17 protein-coding genes and 1 pseudogene are annotated in these 14,251 nt (G+C 54.1%); 9 read left to right on the plus strand and 9 right to left on the minus strand.

The annotated features are described in order from the left end of the window. The 3 genes from INT21_RS15440 to lysS all read left to right on the plus strand — a co-directional run. On the plus strand, positions 1 to 792 hold a 792-nt coding region (locus INT21_RS15440; protein WP_193085429.1), incomplete at its 5' end, for an OmpP1/FadL family transporter. A gap of 234 nt (positions 793 to 1,026) precedes the next feature. After that, positions 1,027 to 2,125 (plus strand): peptide chain release factor 2 gene (prfB, locus tag INT21_RS15445; protein WP_193059872.1). Its coding sequence is split into 2 segments (ribosomal slippage): positions 1,027 to 1,101 and positions 1,103 to 2,125, totalling 1,098 coding nucleotides; the frame shifts between segments, so codons are not numbered across the junction. Positions 2,126 to 2,160: 35 nt separating this feature from the next. After that, positions 2,161 to 3,675, plus strand: coding sequence for a lysine--tRNA ligase (gene lysS / locus INT21_RS15450; RefSeq protein WP_193068769.1), 1,515 nt, complete (start codon positions 2,161 to 2,163; stop codon positions 3,673 to 3,675). Positions 3,676 to 3,687: 12 nt separating this feature from the next. Here the strand turns inward: lysS and INT21_RS15455 are convergent, their stop codons facing one another. From INT21_RS15455 to INT21_RS15485, 7 genes are all read right to left on the minus strand, one after another. After that, complete coding sequence (locus tag INT21_RS15455; RefSeq protein WP_193059874.1) at positions 3,688 to 4,875, minus strand: glutathionylspermidine synthase family protein; 1,188 nt, start codon at positions 4,873 to 4,875, stop codon at positions 3,688 to 3,690. 62 nt (positions 4,876 to 4,937) lie between these two features. Further along, the gene (locus INT21_RS15460; RefSeq protein WP_193059875.1) at positions 4,938 to 5,543 is read right to left on the minus strand and encodes a DUF1190 domain-containing protein; all 606 of its coding nucleotides are present in this window, start codon (positions 5,541 to 5,543) and stop codon (positions 4,938 to 4,940) included. Positions 5,544 to 5,555: 12 nt separating this feature from the next. Then, entirely contained in the window at positions 5,556 to 5,978 is a 423-nt protein-coding gene (locus INT21_RS15465) for a DUF350 domain-containing protein (RefSeq protein ID WP_009724104.1), read from the minus strand. Between the two features lie 104 nt (positions 5,979 to 6,082). Then, a complete protein-coding gene (locus INT21_RS15470) occupies positions 6,083 to 6,826 on the minus strand; it encodes a DUF2491 family protein (RefSeq protein ID WP_193059876.1) in 744 nt (247 codons plus the stop codon). 30 nt (positions 6,827 to 6,856) lie between these two features. Beyond that, positions 6,857 to 7,903, minus strand: coding sequence for an ion channel (locus tag INT21_RS15475; protein ID WP_193068768.1), 1,047 nt, complete (start codon positions 7,901 to 7,903; stop codon positions 6,857 to 6,859). A gap of 46 nt (positions 7,904 to 7,949) precedes the next feature. Then, the gene (locus INT21_RS15480; protein ID WP_083000932.1) at positions 7,950 to 8,645 is read right to left on the minus strand and encodes a PspA/IM30 family protein; all 696 of its coding nucleotides are present in this window, start codon (positions 8,643 to 8,645) and stop codon (positions 7,950 to 7,952) included. A 79-nt stretch (positions 8,646 to 8,724) separates the two neighbouring features. Continuing rightward, positions 8,725 to 9,132: a DUF2170 family protein gene (locus tag INT21_RS15485; protein ID WP_083000934.1), complete on the minus strand. Its 408-nt coding sequence runs from the start codon at positions 9,130 to 9,132 to the stop codon at positions 8,725 to 8,727. 229 nt (positions 9,133 to 9,361) lie between these two features. Between INT21_RS15485 and INT21_RS15490 the strand changes: the two genes are divergently transcribed. The 5 genes from INT21_RS15490 to INT21_RS15510 all read left to right on the plus strand — a co-directional run bounded on the left by INT21_RS15490 (position 9,362) and on the right by INT21_RS15510 (position 12,916). After that, complete coding sequence (locus INT21_RS15490; protein ID WP_193059878.1) at positions 9,362 to 9,748, plus strand: hypothetical protein; 387 nt, start codon at positions 9,362 to 9,364, stop codon at positions 9,746 to 9,748. 88 nt (positions 9,749 to 9,836) lie between these two features. Further along, positions 9,837 to 11,240 carry an MFS transporter gene (locus INT21_RS15495; RefSeq protein ID WP_193059879.1) on the plus strand — a complete coding sequence of 468 codons (1,404 nt, stop codon included), beginning with the start codon at positions 9,837 to 9,839 and terminating at the stop codon, positions 11,238 to 11,240. Positions 11,241 to 11,283: 43 nt separating this feature from the next. Continuing rightward, positions 11,284 to 11,592: a BolA family protein gene (locus tag INT21_RS15500; RefSeq protein ID WP_038481041.1), complete on the plus strand. Its 309-nt coding sequence runs from the start codon at positions 11,284 to 11,286 to the stop codon at positions 11,590 to 11,592. Beyond that, the gene (locus tag INT21_RS15505; protein ID WP_193059880.1) at positions 11,589 to 12,446 is read left to right on the plus strand and encodes a hypothetical protein; all 858 of its coding nucleotides are present in this window, start codon (positions 11,589 to 11,591) and stop codon (positions 12,444 to 12,446) included. Before INT21_RS15500 ends, INT21_RS15505 begins: the two co-directional genes overlap by 4 nt. Next, complete coding sequence (locus INT21_RS15510; protein ID WP_193059881.1) at positions 12,443 to 12,916, plus strand: GNAT family N-acetyltransferase; 474 nt, start codon at positions 12,443 to 12,445, stop codon at positions 12,914 to 12,916. Before INT21_RS15505 ends, INT21_RS15510 begins: the two co-directional genes overlap by 4 nt. Here INT21_RS15510 and zapB read toward each other — a convergent pair. Beyond that, positions 12,913 to 13,107, minus strand: coding sequence for a cell division protein ZapB (gene zapB / locus INT21_RS15515; protein ID WP_038481051.1), 195 nt, complete (start codon positions 13,105 to 13,107; stop codon positions 12,913 to 12,915). The two genes, INT21_RS15510 and zapB, sit on opposite strands and share 4 nt — an antisense overlap. Positions 13,108 to 13,214: 107 nt before the next feature. After that, entirely contained in the window at positions 13,215 to 13,841 is a 627-nt protein-coding gene (rsmD, locus tag INT21_RS15520) for a 16S rRNA (guanine(966)-N(2))-methyltransferase RsmD (protein WP_193059882.1), read from the minus strand. A gap of 90 nt (positions 13,842 to 13,931) precedes the next feature. On the opposite strand from rsmD, the pseudogene INT21_RS15525 reads away from it, so the two are divergent. Beyond that, positions 13,932 to 14,251, plus strand: a pseudogene (locus INT21_RS15525) (signal recognition particle-docking protein FtsY); the annotation flags it as partial.

Genomic DNA, 14,251 nt, shown 5'->3' on the forward strand with positions numbered 1-14,251 from the left:
GAAAGCCGCATCATGGCGCGGGTTTTCATGCATTTTCCCTGCCGTCAGGTGCCAGTGGCAACACCGATGGGTCTTTCTGAAGTGGATTCACGTGTAGAAGGTGATGATGAGGCCTGGGGCTATAACTTGGGTATCATTTATCAGCCAGCACCTGAAACTACCCTTGGTTTAACGTACCGCTCAAAAGTAGATTTCAATCTAGAAGGCAGCTTTGCGGCGAACTCACCTGTGTTGGATCAGCTAGGGGTTGGTACAGTAACAGATACGGCAGCGTTGGATTTAACAACGCCTGAAACAGTCAACTTCTCGCTGACTCAGCAAATGAGCGACAAGCTGAAGCTGATGTTCGGTGTTTCCTGGGCACGCTGGAGTCGCTTTGACCAGATCTTGGTCACCGGTACTGAGCGTGGTGAGATTACCAACGAACAGCAGAACTACTCTAATGCGTGGGCGTTCTCTACGGGTGGCGAGTATCAGTTAACACCTACACTGGCGCTACGTGCCGGGGTCGCACTGGACTTTACACCCACTCAAGATGCCACGCGCAGTGTACGTATTCCCTCTGACGACCGCCGAATTTTCTCAATTGGTGCAGGCTGGAGCCCCACGCCTGATTTAACCTTGGACGTTGCCTACTCGTACCTTACCGAGCGCAGCACCCAGGTTGATCAAACCAAAACCGACAGCTTCACCGTGGCAGGGCAGCAAACACCGCCGATTACCTCTAACTACTCAGCAGACTACAAAAACGAAGCCCATGGCTTCGGTGCTCAGCTTACCTATCGTTTCTGATCATAAGCTGACTGTTTGAGTCGTTTTACCTATAAACCCGGCGTAAGCCGGGTTTTTTTGCATGGCGATCCTTTTTCAGGGTGGGTGCGGTAAGCGTTGGCTTTCGTTACAATGCGTCTCAGAATTTCGCCGCTGGGGCGGCTAGCGTTGGCATTTGTAAGCCTAGGCGCTTAGCTGCCCCAGCGGCGCCTGTCTCTTTTGAACCGTGCGATACTGACCAAGGCTAGGCGATCCATGTTGGAAACTAACCCGATTCATAACCAGATTAAGGACCTGTCTGAGCGGACAGACGTTCTTAGGGGGTATCTTTGACTATGCCGAACGCAAAGATCGGCTAGAAGAAGTCTCCCGCGAACTTGAAGACCCTAATGTCTGGAATGATCCAGACTATGCCCAGAAACTGGGTAAAGAGCGCTCATCGCTTGAAGCGATTGTCGCCACCATCGATGAGCTTGATCAGGGCTTGGCTGACAGCCGCGACCTGCTTGAACTTGCTGAGATGGAAGAGGATGAAGGCACCGTTGATGAGGTGCGCAAAGAGCTCGATGGTCTGCAAGTGGCACTGGAGAAACTCGAGTTTCGTCGCATGTTTTCCGGTGAAATGGATGAGAACAACGCCTATCTGGATATTCAGTCGGGGTCGGGCGGTACCGAAGCTCAGGACTGGGCGAATATCCTGCTGCGTATGTACTTACGCTGGGCAGAGAGCCACGGTTTCAAAGCAGAGATTATCGAAATTTCTGCTGGCGAAGTAGCAGGCATTAAATCGGCGTCGCTGCATATTCAAGGGGACTATGCCTTCGGATGGTTGCGCACCGAAACAGGTGTTCACCGTTTAGTGCGTAAAAGCCCGTTTGATTCTGGCGGCCGTCGTCACACGTCGTTTGCATCGGTATTTTTGTCGCCGGAAATTGACGACAGCTTTGAGGTTGAAATTAATCCCTCTGATCTGCGCGTAGACACCTACCGCTCCAGCGGTGCAGGTGGTCAGCACGTTAACACCACCGACTCAGCGGTGAGGATTACTCACGAGCCCAGCGGTATCGTGGTGGCATGTCAGAATCAGCGCAGCCAGCACGCTAACCGCGACTTCGCCATGAAGCAGTTGAAGGCCAAGTTGTGGGAACACGAAATGCAAAAGCGCAATGCGGCCAAGCAGGAAGCGGAAGACTCTAAAGCCGATATCGGCTGGGGTAGCCAAATTCGCTCATATGTACTGGACGATCAGCGCATCAAAGACCTGCGCACTGGCGTTCAGTCTAGTAACTGTGACAAAGTGCTCGACGGCGATTTAGATCAGTTTATCGTCGCTAGCCTAAAGCAGGGTTTGTAATTTTTTTAGCGTTTGAACATTGAACAGGGTGCCCGATGGCTAACCAAGACGCGTCTTCTCTCGATAACGAAAACCACCTAATCGCTGAGCGCCGTGCCAAGCTCGCGGCTCGTCGTGAGCGCGCCGCTGAGCAAGGTAAGAGCGCTTTCCCGAACGATTTTCGCCGTGACAGCCTCACGGTTGAGCTACACAACCTGCTGGGCGAAAAGGATAAAGCGGAGCTTGAAACGCTTGATCATCAAGCGTCGGTGGCTGGTCGCGTCATGCGTAAGCGTGGCCCGTTTATCGTGATTCAAGATGTGGCCGGCCAAATCCAGCTCTACGTAGATAAAAAGGGCTTGCCTGCTGATGTGCTTGAGGACATTAAAGGGTGGGATATCGGTGATATCGTTGCTGCCCGTGGCCCAGTACACAAATCGGGTAAGGGCGACCTGTACGTGATGATGGTAGAAGCGCAGCTGTTGACCAAGAGCCTGCGTCCACTGCCGGATAAGTTCCACGGCCTGACCGATCAGGAAGCGCGTTATCGCCAGCGCTACGTAGACCTGATCATGAACCCGCAGTCGCGTAAGGTATTTGAAACTCGCGCGGCGGTAATCAGCTCCATGCGCCGCTTCTTTGAAGCTCGCGGCTTTATGGAAGTTGAAACGCCGATGCTACAGCCGATCCCCGGCGGTGCGGCAGCGCGGCCATTTATTACTCACCATAATGCGCTGGATATTGATATGTATCTGCGTATTGCACCAGAGCTTTACCTCAAGCGTCTGGTGGTGGGTGGTTTCGAGAAGGTTTTTGAAATCAACCGTAATTTCCGTAACGAAGGGTTATCTACGCGACATAACCCTGAGTTCACCATGGTCGAATTCTATTGGGCCTACGCGGATTATCGTGATCTGCTCGATATGACCGAAGCCATGCTGCGCACGGCGGCCCAAGAAGTGCTGGGCACGACGACGATCGAGTACCAAGGTGCTAACTACGACTTCGGGAAGCCGTTCCAACGCCTAACACTACGCCAAGCGATTCTTGATCATGGCGACGGCATCACCGATGCGGATTTGGATACGCTGGAAGCCGCACAAGCGGTTGCAGAAAAGCTGGGCATTAAAGTGAAGGAGAGCTGGGGGCTGGGTAAAGTTCAGACCGAGATCTTCGAAGAAGTGGCCGAGCAAAAGCTGGACCAGCCGACGTTCATTACTGAATACCCCGCAGAAGTTAGCCCGCTGGCGCGTCGTAACGATGCTAATCCTTTCGTTACCGACCGTTTTGAGTTCTTTGTCGGTGGCCGAGAAATTGCCAACGGCTTCTCGGAGCTTAATGACGCCGAAGATCAGGCTGAACGTTTCCGCGAACAGGCCGCCGAAAAAGATGCCGGTGATCTGGAAGCGATGTATTTTGACGCCGACTACGTGCGCGCGTTGGAGTATGGCTTACCGCCAACGGCGGGTGAAGGAATTGGTATTGACCGTTTAGTAATGCTGTTTACCAACAGCCCCTCTATTCGGGACGTACTGCTGTTCCCAGCGATGCGCCCCGAAGCCAGCGAGTAACGCTGACAAGCTCTAGACAATAGCGTGCGGTACGAAGCAGCTGGAGTCTTTGGTGATTTTGCCAACGTCTTCACGAATACCAATGCCGCACGCCTTGTCACCGACTACCCAACTGCCGATCAGGGCATGCCGTTCGCCAAAGCGCGGCAGTGGGTGGTAGGCCTGCAGAATACGCGGGTTGTCGGTATAGGGGCCATCAACGGCTTCGTACTGGCCGCTCGTGGTTATCAGCTCAATATTGCTACCTTCCCGAGAGAAAAATGGTTTGCGCACCCAGCCGGGCGTCAGCGACGTGCCATCGCTGGTGTCAAAATACGCCGGTAACAGGTTGGGATGGCCTTCATGCCACTGCCATAGCAACGGCAGAATGCCCTTATTGCTGAGGATGGCTTTCCACGGGGGCTCGAACCAGTGAGTTTGCATCATGGGCAGTAGCTCACCGAAAGCGTCATCGCTCATTTCTTCCCAGGGGTAGAGCTTAAACAGTGCACGGATGGGCCGGTTTTCCAGATCAACAAAACAGCCGTGGTCGGTGTTGGGTTGATAGCCGATATCTTCGATATGGATAAAGGGAGCATTCAGCCCTGCCTGTAGGGCACAGTCCTGCAGGTAAGCAACGGTAGCGCGATCTTCTTCATGGGCTTTGATGGAAGCGAAGTGCAGTGCCGGAGAGGCTGAGCCGTTGCGTTCAAGGCGCTGCCCGATATGGGCGAGGGCAGCAATCATGCGTTCCTGGATCGAATTGAATTGGTCGGCGTGGGCAGGCAGCAGGCGCTGTTCGATCACCTGTTCAAGCCATAGCCACTGAAAGAAGCCCGCCTCGTAAATGCTGGTGGGGGTATCGTAGTTAAGCTCTAGCAGTTTGGCAGGCCCATTACCGCTATAGGCAAAATCCATGCGCCCATAGAGATGTGGCTGGCCATTACGCCAGGAGGCACGAATAACGCCCCACATCTGTTCAGGGATATTTAACTGGTGAAGCAGGGCATCAGACTGGCAGATCCGATCAACGGCATCCATACACATCTCGTGCAGCGCCTCGGTGGGGTCCTCGATGTCCTGTTCGATCTGGGCCAACGTGAACTGGTAATAGGCATCCTCGGTCCAGTAGGGCTCCCCTTCAATAGTATGGAAGTGAAACCCTAGCTGGTGCGCCAGTTCGCGCCATTGAGGGCGTTCAGTAATGGCAACGCGCAACATAAAACGGCTCCTTGCTGGCGCAGGTGAGTGCGTCGAAAGATAGTAAGCGAACGGAGGTTAGCTTAGGAGCCAAATCCGCCCCGTGCGCTGGAGCGCGAACCGAACCCAGAGCGTTGAGTTGCTCGTTGGTTGGACTGCATAACCGATGAGCGGAAGGCCTTGTTACGTTGGTCCACCCGTGAAGAAGCAGAGGACGACGCAGCATTCCAGTCGCCGCGATTCTGGCGGGTACGGTAGACCGGCTCTTGATACAGGCTTTGTACCCGCGCGCCATTGCGGTTGGCCATCATGTTGCCAACCATATAGCCCATCAGTGCGGGACCAAACCAACTGCCACCTTGCCCCTGTTGAGCTGATTGGGGAGGGGGCTCACAGGCACCTTCGCCATGTACCTGTTCGCAAGCTTCTAAGGAGTCAAAGCGCGGAACCGCTTCAACGGCTGCCGTAAACGCCGCTTCACAGGCGGTGCGCGTATAAAGCTCGTCTGCCACGCACTCGTCTACGTTCTGGTAGGCCTTGGGCTCGGAGAAGTTGACATCTGACAGAGTGTCTTGCGGCGGGGATGACTGCCCACAGCCGGCTAATGCGGCTGTACCGGCAGCACCCATTAGAGCCAAGGTCAGCCGAGAGCTACGCTTGCGGCGCGGTGGCTGGTTAGATGATTGCATGAAAGTCTCCCCTTACCAGATCATGGAAGCAGCGTTGAGCAGGCCAACCGCGATAGCGATAGTTGCCGCGAAAATGCCGTATGCTACGTGGCCATCGGTAATATGCCCGGAAAGGCTCTGCCCTTTGCTTTTCAGCACCAGCTTGATGGCAAAGAAGGTAACGATCTGCACGATAAAGGCGATAATGCCCCAGGCGATAAAGTCAATGAAACTCACGCTGTTCGCCATAGCGCTGTAGAGCGGTATGGTAAAGCCTAGGGTGGCGCCGCCAAAGGCGGTTGCCGCCGCGGCGTTGCCTTCTTGGATCAACTTCCATTCATGATGCGGGGTGATCTTACTGTACGCGACCATAAATGCTACCAGCAGGATGGCTGCGGTGATCAGGTAGGCGAAAAACGCTGGCAGGCCTGCCAAGTACATACCGATATTGCCCATTATCGTTTCCTTTTTTAGTCGTCAATCGTTAGGTGTGAGTTGTAAGCTGGACGTGTTGAATCGAAAGTCGTGAAGGGTAATCAGTAAGGCTCTACAGAAAGCCATCAATGCGCTTCGATGATCACTGCGCTGATATCGATGCCCAAGCTGGTGACTAACTGATAGCTGCCTTCCAGTTCATCGGCTTCAGCACTTAGCAGAATATATTCAAAACGCTCTGAGGCCTGATCATGGCGTTCATAGAGCATGCAATGATGCGTGACTTGAGATATTCCGCTGCCATTGGCGCGAGTCACCGTTTCCTCGAGCACTACCGGAGCTGACCATTCGCTGTTTTCAGCGCCCCAGACGCGCTGATAGCGTTTAAGGTCGTCTGGAATGTCGTCGCCTGCTTCCAGCGTAAAGCTGCTCTGGCCGAGTGGATGAGCGGGTGCCTTGCTATCCGGCTGATTGATCAAACCATCAAATTCAAGATTAGAAACATGTTGCGACGACAGGAAGTCGAACAGTTTGTATTCAAACACCTTGCCATTAGCAATGGAGGCTTGAATCCATGTGTCATTTTCCAGATAAAAGCGCGCTAGCTGTTCGCCTTGGCCGAGTTCGACGACGCCAATCGCGGCTATTTCTTGCGCAGCGCCACTCCAACTGGCATCAAAATTCAGGCTGTCGAACGCTTTCAGCGACAGCATATTGAGCGACACCATACCGCCGAGTCGAAGACCGCTAAAGTCGTCTGGGGTCATGCCGACGGGTAGGCCGCTAGAGCGTTGGGCGGTTTCGCTGGCATGCTTTTGTTGCACGCCTTTACTGTTGGCACGAAACAGTGATTTAAGTGAACCAAACATAGTGATGGTCCTCCTTGAAACGGTTGGATGTCATGCCAGTAACGATGAGAAATGTGCCGACGTCAGGCGCTCATAGGCCATGTAATACAGCACATCGCCATCACTCAACTCAGGGGCGGAGGGTGGGTTGAGCATATTCGCCTCGTCACTAATGGAAGTGACGCCAAGCAAGGTGGCATTATGCGCCTCCTTGGCTAGGGAGAATAATTGGCCAAACGTGCTGCCTTTGGGAATATCTTGCAGCCGCGTTTGGTACTGAGTGGCACCATGATTTACAGCAAGCAGTTCATTCACGACGCGGCTTATGCCTGCGTCAGTCGCTGAGCGCACCAGCATTTCTAGTGCCATAGCTTCGGTGCATTCAATGCCTGGAAGTGTGCGGCGCAACATTGCAGCAGTGTTAGGGTTTTCGCAGTGCGCAACGATATGGCAGCCAGGAGACTTTAGGCTATAAGCGGAAAGCGCCACAGTCGCCACGCGTTCATCGCTGCCGTCATAGATAATAATACGGCTGGCATTTTCAACGCCGGCGCGCTTGAGAAGCTCCATGTTGGCGAAGCTATCACCCTTGACGAATTTTAAGTCGCCCGGACGTGGGTTGTTGATGTCTTTGGTGACACACAGCACGATTTCATCAGGGAGCTGCCGGTCAGCTTTGAGAATATCAATGATCTTTTCAGTGGTTTCTCCATGCCAGCCTAACACCACCGTGTGGCCAGTAAGGTCGCTGTAATCGCCTTTTCCTTGCATTTGCTGCCTCCAAAAGTTGCCCACCGTGACGGTTGCCTTGCCAATCAGGGCAGCAAATAGCGAAATACCGCCTGGGATCAGGTAAAACACAGCGATCAGTTGCCCAGCAGTTGAACTCGGCGAGAAGTCCCCATAGGCCACGGTGGAAGCCGTAACAACGTAAAAATACAGCCACAACGGCAGTGAGTTGGCAACCTCTTCGCCAGAGAGCCCCATGAGTAGCCAAGAGGTTGCCATATGTGCCAGTGCCAGCAGTAACAGAAACGTCCAACTGACGTTAATCGTAGAGGCTTTTAAAACTTTTAGTAGCCGTTGTAGCACTGGCATGGCGTCAGTCTTCCTTGCGTTCAGGCGGTAGTAATAACGCTAGCACTCAATTGCCAGCATTCTGCTTGGCTTTTAGGCGAGCCAGAACATCGCTTCCTGACGTCTGCTGTTTGCCGATACCTGCCTGGGAAAGGCGCGCTTCCAAGTCAGCGCCGGAATCTTGTGCTTGCATTGATTCACCAATCTTAAGCTTTTCAGCCTGTAGGGCCTGGCGCTCTTTAATGCGTTCAAGGGAGGCAACGGCGCTGTTCATGCTGGCATTTTGGCCAGCATGTTGAGATGCCACGGCAGCCTGTGCTTTTTGCGCGGCTTCAGTGGCTTTGACGTGGGACATTTGCTGCTCAACGCGGCGAATTTCACCTTTAGATTTAGCGATGGTCGACTTCAGTGCTTCGATAGTGCCATCATACTGGGTGACATTGGCCTGAGCGATTTCGCGCTCGCTTTCCAAGCGGGCAATTTCTCCAGCGACTTCTTCGGCTAGGCTCTGCTCGCCTTTCTCAAGCGCTGCCATGGCGCTTTTTTCGTATTCCGCCATTTTATCCGACAGCGTATCTACTTCCTTGGCAGCAAGGTTACGCCTGGCCATGATGGTAGTGAGTTCTTCATTGGCCCGGTTCATTGCCGTTTTGGCGTCACGTAGTTCTTGTTCCATAATACGTATCCCCTGACTATCGACAATCGCTTCGCCGGTTTCAGTGGCTTTGCCGCGCAGGGCGGTAAACATTTTGCGTAGTAACATCGGGTAACTCCTTAAATCGAACTAATCCGACGCTTGCGCGTGGGACGAACAACCGGTTGATATTGAATCAGGTGAACAATCAGTCGATTAAATCGGCAATTTCCAGGGCAGCCTGAGCGCAAGCTTCTACTTCTGCACTGATTGCCTCGAGCTTGCAGTCTGAAAATAGCTGCCCATAGACGACATAGTAATCTTCGTCACCCAAGGTGTGGATACCAACGCTGACCAGCGGTAGGGTCATGCCCAGGCGTAACAAGGCATCGTTGAAGGTAGTGATATCCTTAACCGCGCTGGTGGGCGCCACTTCGGTCATCACCAGCCACTCTTGCTCGGAATACGTCAGGGTAACAGGTAAGTCGCCGTAGTCCTTGAGTGTAAACACCAGCGAATCATTGTCTTGGTCGAGGGTGATGTCAGCGTTAGGCCAGTTTAACTCGTTCTGTTCTACGCTGTGTTTAATCGTTTCAAGTCGTGTCTGTGTATTCATTAAGCGTATCCTAATGGTCTATCCGGCAGAGGGCTGTAGATAGGGCTGTAGATAGGGCTGTAGATAGGGCTGTAGATAGGACTGTAACAGCCGTGCCGATGAGTAACGGTGTTGTTGGCTAAAAATTCTTCAGCATTTTACCGAATCAATCGATATTGCGTCTGCACCGATGGCAAACTAATCCGTTAGCACCCATAATGGTCAACGTTTCGACGGCGAGGAGAATCCCATGAAACTGCTAAATCGCTCTGCCCTGAGCGTCAGGCCGACCCAGACCTTCGTGGACTGGATCAATGCGCTCGAACCCACCATGGGAGACGACGACCTGACCCTGGACGACGTCGAACGTGAAAGTACGGTGTACCTTATCCCAGAGATGGATACCCCCGAAGCGCTTGAGACGTTTGTTCGTGAGCGCTATGCAGAAATCCTAGAGACTGAGCTGCGTGCCTGGGAAGAGGATGAGCGCCAATGGCCAGAAAAGCTTGATTGGTCACTGTTCCAAGACTTTTTACGCATTGAGCATAGCTACCTTGCGATTGATCTTGACGACGAAACCGCCCTTGAAATTTCTGAGGTTGATGAGGCACTCCTGCTCGATAATGAGCAAGACTAGCGCATTGCCGTCTTGATGTATGCGTATTGTGGAACCGGCCCAGGCCGGTTTTATTGTTTTTAATGGTGCAGTTTAGGAACGAACCACCATGCGATTGTTTGAAACTCGGGCGGGTGACGATGGTTTGCCAGGGCCCGCGCGTGCGCTTGCCGTACTGGCACTCGTCACTGGCACGCTAATGGCGGTGGTCGACACCACCATGATTAATTTGGCACTCCCAACGATTGCCGCAGATCTTAATGTGCCTGCCTCCAGAGCGGTATGGATCACCAATTTATTCCAAGTGGTCTGCGCGGCGTTCTTATTAGTGTTCGCCGGCATAAGTGAGCTGATCACCCGCAGGCGGCTCTATTTATTTGGTTTGGCCACCTTCGTTTTCGCGGCGTTAGGGGCGGCGCTGTCGCGTAATCTAGAAACGCTACTGATATTTCGCGCCTTGCAGGGGTTGGGGGCAGCGGCCACGCTGTCCATCGGTCCGTCGCTGTATCGGGCAATCTTTCCGTCACGGCTATTGGGTAGCGCTTTAGGGCTTAGCGCGTTAGTGGTGGCTGGTGGCTATGCAGCCGGCCCAACGCTGAGCGGCGTCATCCTCTCGTTTGCCGACTGGCCTTGGTTGTTTGCGCTTAATGTTCCGCTTGGTGTGTGTTCGCTATGGCTGGCTAGTCGTGCGTTGCCACGAGATAAACCACGTCGGGGCAGCTTTGATGTGCTGGGTGCACTGCTGTCTATGTTGATGCTAGCCAGCTTCTTTCTCGCAATGGATGCAGTCGGCCATGCCGCACCGCTATGGCAAAGCGGTGGCTGGGCGGTGATAGCGGTGCTGGCTTGTGCGCTGTTTATTCGACGCCAGCGCCACGCACCTTATCCGCTGCTACCGCTGAGTATATTTGCTGAAAAACGCTTTACGCTGGCTGTTTCAGCGTCAGGGTTGGCCTTTATCGGTCAGGGGTTAACGTTTGTTGCGCTGTCGTTTTTTTATCAGGAGCAGATGGGATTCTCGCCACTGGAAACAGCTTGGTTGTTCACCCCTTGGCCGTTAGCGATTATGGTGGTTGGCCCCCTGGCTGGTCGTTTAGCTGACCGAATCAACCCGAGTCTTCTTTCAAGCGCAGGCTTGATACTGCTGATGATGGGATTAGTGGCGCTAGCACTCGTGGATGAATCTACCGGCGTGGCAGGCAGCCTGTGGCGCACCGCCTTGTGTGGCATCGGGTTTGGTCTGTTTCAGCCACCTAACAACCGCGAAATGATGGGCAGTCTTCCGCCTGAGCGAAGCGCTAATGTCTCCGGCGTGATGAGCACTACCCGTACCGTTGGACAATCACTTGGGGTGGCATTGGTAGGGGCGGCCTTGGCGTTGGGGTCACCGGTACAGATAACCCTATGGCTGGGAGCTGGCACCACGCTGCTAGCGCTAATGGCGAGCCTTTCCCGGGTGGCGTTAGCCCAGCGTGCTCTCATTGAGCGGCGGGCATCGTCTGTTAGCAAGTAAGGGCGTACAATAAATTGGTTGCTGATTGAAGGAGAAAGTACTCATGGCGATGCAGACACAGATTGAGCAGAAGTTAGCGGCGTTAACGCCCGACGTGCTGCACGTAGAAAATGAAAGCCACATGCACAACGTGCCGGCTAACGCTGAGACACACTTTAAAGTCACCCTGGTAAGCGATAGCTTCGATGGCATAATGCCGGTGAAGCGCCATCAGCAGATTTATGCGCTGCTCGCCGATGAGCTGTCTGGGCCCGTGCATGCATTGGCGTTGCACCTGTACACCCCAAAAGAGTGGCAGACACGTGGCGGCGAGCGCCCGAATTCGCCTAACTGTCGGGGCGGCGGCCAGTGACGCCAGACGTTATTCGCCGGCAGTATTTGGATGCAATGGGCATAACAGCCTGGGCAGCCAAATATCAACTGCCTAACGCACGACCGACGGAGGCGTGCGAATGGGAAGATGCGCCTGCTGTTACTCCGCCGCGAGAGCGCCTTCAAGCGCTATTGGACGATGCACCTGCACCTCGCCCGCGTAATCAGTCACCGAAAGGCGATAGTGCCTCCGTTGCCACTGACACGGCATCGGCATCCTCTTCGGCCCCGGCGGCAGTGCGCGCGCTGCTGGGCCAACCGCCTGTTCCTGCCAGTAAGCCAGCCGACGCCCCCGTTGCTTCTACACTGGAAAATTCTACTCAGGAAAAAAAGCCGGTTAGCAAAGTTGAGCCGCTTACGTTCAGTCTTTCCTGTATGTGTGTTGGTGGGCGCTGGTTAAGCCTTCATGAGGGGGAAATAACGCCTATTGAACAGCAACTGCTGGCTAATATGCTGCGGGCAGCAGGCGTGTTGAGCGGTGAAATGCCCGCGGTGACGTATTTTAAATGGCCGCCAATGGCCAACACGTTCACGCCGGAGGAGCCGCTGGAAGAAGCGCAAGACGGAGTGGCTGCCTTTATTGCTGGCGCGGCGGGTAGGCAGGGCTGGCAGTTGGAACGCCTGTTGTGGTGGGGAGCTGACGAACTAGCCGATGATTCCCACTTAGCGCGGGTTATGGCTGTTAGCCAGCAACGCAGCCAAACGCTGTCGCTGCCCGTGTGGCAGGGCCCTGCATTGAGGACACTTGCCGAGCACGGGAGTGCCAAGCGTAAGCTTTGGCCTGCGCTGGTGTCGCTTGGTCAGCAGTGGCGTGCTGAGGTTGCCACCCGGTGATAAGCCCATTAAGCGTTGCTGACAGTGCTGCGTTACAGGCGTTAGAAGCGCAAGCTAACAGTGGTATAAGCTCGCAGCATCTACGTGATGCGTTAGACGATCCTGGTTCACAGGTGATTGGCTACTGGCAACCATCAGCTTCGATTGGCAATGTGTCCGTTGGCGGTGTGCTGCTTGGTTATGCCATCGTGGTGCGTTTGCCATTTGAGGCAGAGCTTCAAGCGATTGGAGTGCTTCCACAGCAGCAAGGCCAGGGAATCGGTGGCAAGCTACTTGGCGCAGTGGTCGCCTGTGCTAGGCAGTGGCAAAGCGAACGCTTACTGCTCGAAGTGCGGGCAAGTAACCAACGTGCGATAACGCTTTATCAGCACTACGAGTTTAATGAAGATGGTCGGCGCCGAGGTTACTACCCGGCTGCACAGGGTGCCGCCGGGCGAGAAGATGCGCTACTGATGTCGCGCTTACTTTAAGACACGCTATCGCTTTCGATGTCTTCAAATTTGCTGAGTACACCCTGTAAACGGCGCTCCCACTCCTCACGTTCTTGCTTTAGCAGTGCGTTCTCGCCACGCAGCTCTTCGTTTTCAAGCTTCATCAATTCCAACGCCTCAACGGTGTCGGTAATTTTCTGTTCCAGCTGGTTAAATAACTCAAGGCTCATGCCTACCTCCAATAACGTCGACAGGCACACTACCTGTCATAACGGGGACAAAAACGTAATTCAGTTGGGCGAGCGTAACGCCGCTGCAGGATTGCGGCAAGCGCAGTTTACACGGGTTTACGAAGATAGAGGCGAGCCGCACTTTCGCCCGCCTGGGTTTCCCGATAAAGCTGCCAGTTAGTGGGCACGCTTGGAGATAGGGACTTTTCAGTTTCCAGGTAGATCATGGCATCGTCTGCAAGCCAGCCGCCGGTTTCTAATGCGGAACAGCAGGAAGCGGCTAAGCCTTGATGAAACGGTGGATCAAGAAAGACGACATCCGCAGGCTGTTGGCAGGGTTGGTTGAGAAAAGCGAGTGCATCGGTAGATACCACTCGGCCATTACTGGTGCTAAGGGTGATAATATTTTCACTAATTAGCGCGGCTACCCGGGAATCGCGCTCGACAAACGTAACGTTGCTGGCGCCGCGGGAAATGGCTTCAAAGCCTAGTGCTCCTGTGCCTGCAAAGAGGTCCAGCACTTGTTTGCCAAACAGGTGTTGGCCTAGCCAGTTGAATAGGGTCTCACGCACGCGATCAGGGGTGGGCCGTAGCCCTGGGTGGTCGAGTACAGGCAACTGACGGCGGCGAAAGTCGCCGCCGATGATGCGTAGCTTACCCGGCGGTTTGGCAGGCCCGCGCCGCGCTGTCGATGAGCGAGAAGTAGAAGGGCGAGAAGAGCGTTGTCGTTTCATAACGCGGATTGTAGCGGGCTACTTATCCAAAGTCTTGGTCTGCGATGGTAGGATAATCGCAATGTTCACCTATTTAGTCGGATGACACCTATGTTCGGTTTTTTCAAACGTAAGAAAAAGCACGACTCCCAACAGGAGCAGCAAGATCAGCAGGCGCTGTCTCAGGAGGAGCATGGCAAAGTAGAGGCTACCAAAGAGCCAGCGCTAGAGCATAAAACAGAGCAGGCCTCGTCAACGGCGGAAGCTGTTGTGCAAGAAACGTCAGTGCCTGAAGCCGCGCCAGCGGAACACAGTACATCCGTTGAAGAAACCGCTGAAAAGACACAAACAAGTGAATCAGAACCAGCGCCTGAGCTAGCCTCTGTTCCAGAACCAGAACCAGAACCAGAACCAGAACCAGAACCAGAACC

Origin of the sequence: Halomonas sp. 3F2F, from assembly GCF_014897805.1 — a bacterium.
GTDB lineage: Bacteria > Pseudomonadota > Gammaproteobacteria > Pseudomonadales > Halomonadaceae > Vreelandella.

Coding starts and splice junctions, on each gene's coding strand:
- lysS (WP_193068769.1), top strand. CDS start 2,161: ATGGCTAACCAAGACGCGTCTTCTCTCGATAACGAAAACCACCTAATC.
- INT21_RS15455 (WP_193059874.1), bottom strand. CDS start 4,875: ATGTTGCGCGTTGCCATTACTGAACGCCCTCAATGGCGCGAACTGGCG.
- INT21_RS15460 (WP_193059875.1), bottom strand. CDS start 5,543: ATGCAATCATCTAACCAGCCACCGCGCCGCAAGCGTAGCTCTCGGCTG.
- INT21_RS15465 (WP_009724104.1), bottom strand. CDS start 5,978: ATGGGCAATATCGGTATGTACTTGGCAGGCCTGCCAGCGTTTTTCGCC.
- INT21_RS15470 (WP_193059876.1), bottom strand. CDS start 6,826: ATGTTTGGTTCACTTAAATCACTGTTTCGTGCCAACAGTAAAGGCGTG.
- INT21_RS15475 (WP_193068768.1), bottom strand. CDS start 7,903: ATGCCAGTGCTACAACGGCTACTAAAAGTTTTAAAAGCCTCTACGATT.
- INT21_RS15480 (WP_083000932.1), bottom strand. CDS start 8,645: ATGTTACTACGCAAAATGTTTACCGCCCTGCGCGGCAAAGCCACTGAA.
- INT21_RS15485 (WP_083000934.1), bottom strand. CDS start 9,132: ATGAATACACAGACACGACTTGAAACGATTAAACACAGCGTAGAACAG.
- INT21_RS15490 (WP_193059878.1), top strand. CDS start 9,362: ATGAAACTGCTAAATCGCTCTGCCCTGAGCGTCAGGCCGACCCAGACC.
- INT21_RS15495 (WP_193059879.1), top strand. CDS start 9,837: ATGCGATTGTTTGAAACTCGGGCGGGTGACGATGGTTTGCCAGGGCCC.
- INT21_RS15500 (WP_038481041.1), top strand. CDS start 11,284: ATGGCGATGCAGACACAGATTGAGCAGAAGTTAGCGGCGTTAACGCCC.
- zapB (WP_038481051.1), bottom strand. CDS start 13,107: ATGAGCCTTGAGTTATTTAACCAGCTGGAACAGAAAATTACCGACACC.
- rsmD (WP_193059882.1), bottom strand. CDS start 13,841: ATGAAACGACAACGCTCTTCTCGCCCTTCTACTTCTCGCTCATCGACA.